The organism is Rhodococcus sp. NPDC077669 (assembly GCF_040686915.1).
GTDB classification, from domain to species: Bacteria; Actinomycetota; Actinomycetes; order Mycobacteriales; family Mycobacteriaceae; genus Rhodococcoides; species Rhodococcoides fascians.
In genome coordinates, this window is sequence record NZ_JBFBMD010000004.1 from 222,715 (window position 1) to 228,801 (window position 6,087).

General features: G+C 66.4%; 7 protein-coding genes. 6 read left to right on the plus strand and 1 reads right to left on the minus strand.

Annotated elements, in window-relative coordinates; all coding sequences use genetic code 11:
- Positions 1-32 precede the first annotated feature (32 nt).
- From AB0P23_RS07210 to AB0P23_RS07220, 3 genes are read left to right on the plus strand one after another with little or no spacing between them, the layout of a single operon-like run.
- Positions 33-1,046, plus strand: coding sequence for an ABC transporter substrate-binding protein (locus AB0P23_RS07210; RefSeq protein WP_206497542.1), 1,014 nt, complete (start codon positions 33-35; stop codon positions 1,044-1,046).
- Positions 1,043-2,110 carry an iron ABC transporter permease gene (locus AB0P23_RS07215; protein ID WP_205024473.1) on the plus strand — a complete coding sequence of 356 codons (1,068 nt, stop codon included), beginning with the start codon at positions 1,043-1,045 and terminating at the stop codon, positions 2,108-2,110. Before AB0P23_RS07210 ends, AB0P23_RS07215 begins: the two co-directional genes overlap by 4 nt.
- A complete protein-coding gene (locus tag AB0P23_RS07220; protein WP_206497541.1) occupies positions 2,107-2,988 on the plus strand; it encodes a heme ABC transporter ATP-binding protein in 882 nt (293 codons plus the stop codon). The genes AB0P23_RS07215 and AB0P23_RS07220 overlap by 4 nt, the downstream gene beginning before the upstream one ends.
- On the opposite strand, the gene AB0P23_RS07225 is transcribed toward AB0P23_RS07220, so the two are convergent.
- Positions 2,963-3,496, minus strand: coding sequence for a hypothetical protein (locus AB0P23_RS07225; RefSeq protein ID WP_241257590.1), 534 nt, complete (start codon positions 3,494-3,496; stop codon positions 2,963-2,965). The genes AB0P23_RS07220 and AB0P23_RS07225 overlap by 26 nt on opposite strands.
- Between AB0P23_RS07225 and AB0P23_RS07230 the strand changes: the two genes are divergently transcribed.
- The 3 genes from AB0P23_RS07230 (at position 3,495) to AB0P23_RS07240 (ending at position 5,990) form a co-directional block, all read left to right on the plus strand.
- A complete protein-coding gene (locus AB0P23_RS07230) occupies positions 3,495-4,520 on the plus strand; it encodes a hypothetical protein (RefSeq protein ID WP_206497540.1) in 1,026 nt (341 codons plus the stop codon). The genes AB0P23_RS07225 and AB0P23_RS07230 overlap by 2 nt on opposite strands.
- 81 nt (positions 4,521-4,601) lie before the next feature.
- Complete coding sequence (locus AB0P23_RS07235) at positions 4,602-4,841, plus strand: DUF5703 family protein (RefSeq protein WP_027497059.1); 240 nt, start codon at positions 4,602-4,604, stop codon at positions 4,839-4,841.
- Between the two features lie 78 nt (positions 4,842-4,919).
- Positions 4,920-5,990, plus strand: coding sequence for a quinone-dependent dihydroorotate dehydrogenase (locus AB0P23_RS07240; protein ID WP_206497597.1), 1,071 nt, complete (start codon positions 4,920-4,922; stop codon positions 5,988-5,990).
- Positions 5,991-6,087: the final 97 nt, after the last annotated feature.

A 6,087-nucleotide genomic window follows, 5' to 3' on the forward strand; every position in this document is an offset into this window, starting at 1 on the left:
TGAGGTCAACCGAAGGTCGGGCAGGCTAACCTATGGTCGTGATCGTCAAACGCCTCGCCGCCGCGCTGCTGACGGCCGGACTGCTGGTGTCGTGTTCGGTGAACAACTCCGCGGCCCCGGACTCCGGCACGATCGGCCCCCGCACCGCCGTCGTCGACGACCCTGATCCGACGCCCATCGCTGTCGATCCGGTTGCCGAACTCCCGGTCACCGTCACCGGTTTCGACGGCGTGCCCGTCACCATTTCGGACAACAGCAGGATCGTGGCGGCCGACCAGTACGGCACCCTCGCCGAAACGGTGTTCGCGCTCGGACTCGGTGACAATCTCGTCGGGCGCGACACCTCGGCGTCGTTTCCCGCGGCAGCAGACGTACCCGACGTCACCCCTACCGGCCACTCGCTCAGTGCCGAAGGCATTCTCGCGCTGTCGCCGACGGTCGTCCTGACCGACACCAGTATCGGCCCGCGCGCTGTCCAGGATCAGATTCGGGCCGCGGGAATTCCGGTCGTCTACTTCGACCCCGCTCGAACTCTGGCCGGGGTAGCAGGACAGATCGACGCTGTTGCGGCGGCTCTCGGGGTTCCCGACGCCGGTTCCGCACTCGCGCAACGGGCAACCGAAGAGATTGCCGCCGCGACACAGAACGCGCCTCGATCCGACGCGTCGCTGAAGGTTGCGTTCTTGTACATGCGTGGTCCGGCGATCAAGATGCTCGCCGGTCCGGGTTCCGGAGCGGACGCTCTCATCGAGGCGATCGGTGCTCGGGATGCAGGGGTCGAATCGGGTCTGACCGAACAGTTCGTCCCGGTGACCAGTGAGGCACTCATCGCTGCGGCACCCGACGTGATTCTCATGATGACCAAGGGGCTGCAATCGATCGGCGGGATCGACGGGCTCGAGCAGATACCCGGTATCGCGCAGACTCCCGCCGGCCAGCAGCGTCGGGTGGTCGACATGGACGACGGCACCGTTCTCAGTTTCGGTCCGAACACCGGAAAGGTGCTGGCTGCATTGTCGAAGGCCGTCTACGAACCTGCCTCATGAGCGACGTGTCGTCTGCACGGTCGCGGTCGGGTACGACGCGAGTGGTCTCGACGTTCGTCGCGCTGGCGGTCGTGCTGATGGTGCTGGCCTTGGTGTCGGCTGTCGTCGGGCAGGTACCGACGACTCCGGCGGAAGTGTTGGGGAGTTTGACGCATCGGGTGGGCCTCGACATCGGCCCGCTGCCCGCTCACCCCAGCGGCGAGGTGACCCTCTGGCAGGTCCGGTTTCCTCGGCTGACCCTCGCGATGCTCGTCGGTGCCTGTCTGGGATGCGCGGGTGCACTGCTCCAAGGTGTGTTCGCCAACCCTCTCGCCGAACCCGGTGTCGTCGGCGTGTCGTCGGGCGCGGCTGTCGGTGCGAGCTCGGTCTTCGTCCTGGGCGGCAGCTTTGCCGGGGTCTGGACCGTTGCGCTCGCAGCCTTCGTGGGCGGACTCGTCACCACGATTGCGGTCTACTTCCTGGCTCGCAATGCCGGCCGAACCGAGGTGGTGACCCTCATCCTCACCGGAGTCGCCGTCAATGCGTTCGCGGGCGGCGTGATCGCGTTCTTCACGTTCGTCGCCAGCCCGGCCGCTCGCGACCAGATCGTCTTCTGGCAGTTGGGATCCCTTGCCGGTGCCACGTGGCAGTCGGTCGCGGTGGTCGGTCCGCTGGCCTTGGTCGGGATCGGAGCGTCGTCGATGATCGCCCGCCGACTGGACCTGCTCGCACTCGGTGAGAACGTGGCGCGCCATCTCGGCGTGAACGTCGAGCGCCTGCGTCAGTTCGCCATCGTGGTCGTCGCAGTGCTCGTCGCGTCCGGAGTGGCGTTCACCGGGATCATCCTGTTCGTGGGTCTGGTGGTACCCCACGCCATGCGCATGGTGCTCGGTCCGGCGCACCGGGTACTCATCCCTGCCAGCGCACTCGCGGGAGGCGTGGTCCTCCTCGGGGCCGATCTCGTCACGCGGACGCTCGTGGCGAACGTCGACCTTCCGCTCGGGATGGTGACCTCGTTGGCGGGCGCACCGTTCTTCTTCTGGCTGCTGCGCCGCACCCGGGCTCGTCAGGGCGGCTGGGCATGATCGGGAAGTTCGGTGGACACCGTTCCGACATTCCTGCCGACCCGACACCGGGTTCACGCACCCTGGTCGCCGTGGGGGTCGGCGCACACCGCGGTGACCGGGCCGTTCTGAACAACGTGCATCTCGAGGTCGTCGTCGGAGAGATTCTGGCTCTCGTGGGCCCGAACGGGGCGGGTAAGTCCACGTTGCTGTCGGTCCTGTCCGGAGACACCGAGCCCAGTTCCGGATCGGTACTGCTCGGCGAGAGACCACTGTCCCGCTTCCGGCCGGTCGACCTCGCGCGACGACGCGCCGTGCTCCCGCAACAGCACGCGATCGGGTTCGCATTCACCGCCGAGCAGATCGTGCGGATGGGCCGAGCTCCGTGGACCGGAACGTCGGCGGTACGCGAGGACGACGCGCAGGTGGCCGCCGCCATGGCCGCCTGCGACGTGTCCGAATTCGCCGGACGTCCGTTCGGTTCCCTATCCGGCGGTGAGCAGTCCCGAGTCGCGTTGGCCCGTGTCATGGCACAGCGCACCGCCACGATCATGCTCGACGAACCCACCGCGGCGCTCGATGTGGGACACCAGGAGTCGGTGATGGCCGTGGTGCGTTCACTGGCCGCGTCCGGTCGTGCCGTGGTTGTCGTACTGCACGATTTGGGTCTTGCTGCGGCCTACGCCGATCGGGTCGCGATTCTCGACGCAGGCGAGCTGGTGGCTACGGGACCGCCCCGGGAGGTTCTCACCGCCGAGCGGCTCGGCCGGATCTACCGACACCCGGTCGATGTCTTCGACCACCCCGTCACCGGTGAGCAACTGGTGATCCCGAAGCGGGGGGCTGGAGTGAAGCCTGCGGAACGACCAGGGTTCAGAAACCCTCCAGCGCAGAGTTGACGCGATTGAAGAAGGCCCGGACTGCCGTGTCTCGCAGTGACACATCCGACAGCTGCTGAGCGTGAGCGACTGCGTCACGAACCACCCCGATGATGCTGCGTTCGTCGGTCAGATCGATCTCGGTGACCGAGTGCTCGGCGACGGCGTCCACTTCGGTTCGATCCGGCACGGCCGTCACGACATCGGCCCGATAGATCTTCACGTAGAGCGTGCTGCGCTGCACTCTGAACGCGAACGCGCGTCCGTCGTCTGTTCTGCCGAAGCCGTTGGCGTGCGTACCCGCATTCACTTCCTCGACCACGAAGTGCGTTCCTTCGGATCCCACATCCGCTCCCATGTCGTGCTCGTTCACGAATTCGATGCCGATCGAACACGCTACCGTCTCCGCGCCCCCGACGAACGGCACCGAGTCCCGGGCTGTCGATTTCGCCGAGTTCGACGCGCGCTGGTACAGATGTGGCAGCGCCTTACCAGGGGCAGTCACCACAGGAAGTAGGTTCGGTTCCATGCGAACACCGTCGGCACGTACGGCCAGGACGGCAGTGGCGTCCGCGCTCGCCGTCGTCACACTCGTCGGTTTGGGTGGCTGCTCGAGCGAGGACGAGAACGCCGACGAGATCTCCGTCGAGCCGCAGCCGCCTGCCTTGTCCCCCGCGACTGCAGTGGCTCCGGCCGGAGTCGTCCGCGCCTTCGCTCCCGTGGACGCACTGACTTTCGATTCTGCAACGCGCACTCTGGTTGCTTTGACCGACGCGTCGACCACCGTGAGCCTGGTGGACGGGGAGGCGTCGAGCGAGCCCCGCGTGGTGGATCTGGGCGGATCCGCTGCAGAGCTGGTCGCCGGACGCGACTCGAGTGTCTTGGTTCCGATGGACGGAGTTCTCTCGCGAATCACCGTGGCAGACGCTCAGCGCACCGATACTCCGGTCGACGGCCGGACTCTGTCGGCTGCCGATCTACCCGACGGCACCACGGCGGTGGGTGACGCCACCGGGCGTATCCGCATTCTCGACGCCGCCGGAAAGGTGACGAGCACGGTCTCAGGACCGGGCGTGACCTCGGCCGACGCGTTGGCCAGCACACCGGACGGTGTCTCGGTACTCGATCGCCGCCAGACCTCGATCACCGATCTGAACCTCGACGACGACACCCTCGGTGTGGCCCTGCGCGCGGGCGAAGGCGCCGCAGAGATGACCAGCGACGAGTACGGACGACTTCTGGTCACCGACTCGACCGGCACCGAGCTGCTGGTCTTCACCTCGCACGATCTGCTGATGCGGCAACGGTTTCCGGTCGGGTCCGCGCCCTGGGCGATCGCCTACGATGAACAATCCGGTATTGCATGGGTCACCTTGCCGGCTCGCAACGAGGTGGTCGGGTACACACTCGACACCGGAATTCCGGTCGAGGCGCAACGGTTGCCCACTGTGCGACAGCCGAACTCGGTTGCCGTCGACGCGGATACCGGCGATCTGTACGTGGGATCGGCGACCGGGGACGGGCTGCAGCGCATCCCCGCCGCGGGCCGTTGACCTGCTGAATCGGCAGGAGACGGTACCCGCAGGAACGACCCTCGAGAATGGTGGAGGCACGTGAACGCACACGAGAATTCGATGCCGGGCCGAGCGAAGATGCCCGTCGGGTGGGAGGTGTCCCCGTCCGACGACTGGGAGTACGTCCCTCTCCGGTTGCCACCGGACGTCACTCGCGTGACCGCATCGATGCGGCTCGCGATTCAGGCCGAATTCGGCGGCTGGGAGCTGTCTCGGGTACGTCTGTACACCGACGGAAGTCGCCGCGTGTTGCTCAAGCGCAAGAAGACCGCACATCATGTGCCGGAGCCCGGAATCTGACCGGCTCGACGGCAGCACCGATCGACTCCGAACAACGACCCTGAAGTACCGACCTGAAAGAAGACCGTGGGAGACCGTCTGTACCGCGTCCTGTTGCGCCTGATGTTCCTCGTATCACCGGAGAGGATTCATCACCTCGCGTTCGGTGTTCTCAGGGCTGTTGCGGCGCTTCCTCCGCTTCGTAAGCTGGCAAGTGCACTGTTCGTCGTCGACGATCCGCGGTTGCGTTCGACGGCGTTCGGCATCGAATTTCCGGCCCCCCTCGGGCTTGCCGCCGGGTTCGACAAGAACGCCGATGGTATCGATGCGTGGGCCCCGCTGGGGTTCGGGTTCGCCGAGATCGGCACCGTGACTGCGCAGGGTCAACCCGGCAATCCGACGCCTCGGCTGTTCCGGCTGCCTCTCGACCGCGCGATCATCAATCGCATGGGCTTCAACAACCACGGTGCGCAGTACGCGGCCGCGAAACTGCGTTCGCGCAGAACACGGATTCCCATCGGTGCGAACATCGGCAAGACGAAGATCGTCGAGCCGGCGGACGCCGCCGCCGATTACACCACCAGCGCCCGGTTGCTGGGGCCCCTGGCAGATTTTGTCGTCGTCAACGTCAGCTCCCCCAACACGCCGGGTCTACGAGATCTGCAGGCCGTCGAATCGTTGCGGCCGATTCTGGTTGCCGTGCAGTCGGTGGTGTCGGTGCCGGTTCTAGTCAAGATTGCGCCGGACCTGTCCGACGAGGACATCGACGCCGTCGCTGATCTGGCTGTCGAACTCGGCCTCGACGGCATCGTGGCGACCAACACGACTGTCTCTCGCGACGGACTCCGTACCGACGCGGAGGCGGTCGCGGCCATCGGTGCAGGCGGGCTGTCCGGTGCTCCACTGCAGGCTCGCTCGCTGGACGTCATTCGGCGCCTCTACCGCCGGGTCGGGACGCAGCTGACGCTGATCTCGGTGGGAGGAATCGAAACGGAAGAGCAGGCCTGGGAACGTATCGTTGCCGGTGCGTCCCTGGTGCAGGGATACACCGGGTTCATCTACGGCGGACCGCTGTGGATCAGGAACATCAACCGTGGTCTGCTGTCCCGACTCGAGCAGCACGGATTCGCTCGTCTGGCCGACGCAGTGGGTTCGGAGAACAAAATCTGACCGCCCCTCGTCGTGGGGGGGGGGGGGGGGGGTGGGGTTCGGGAACCACCCCCACGAGAGACCAACCACAGCGCGAGGGGTGGAGGGGGGAACCGCC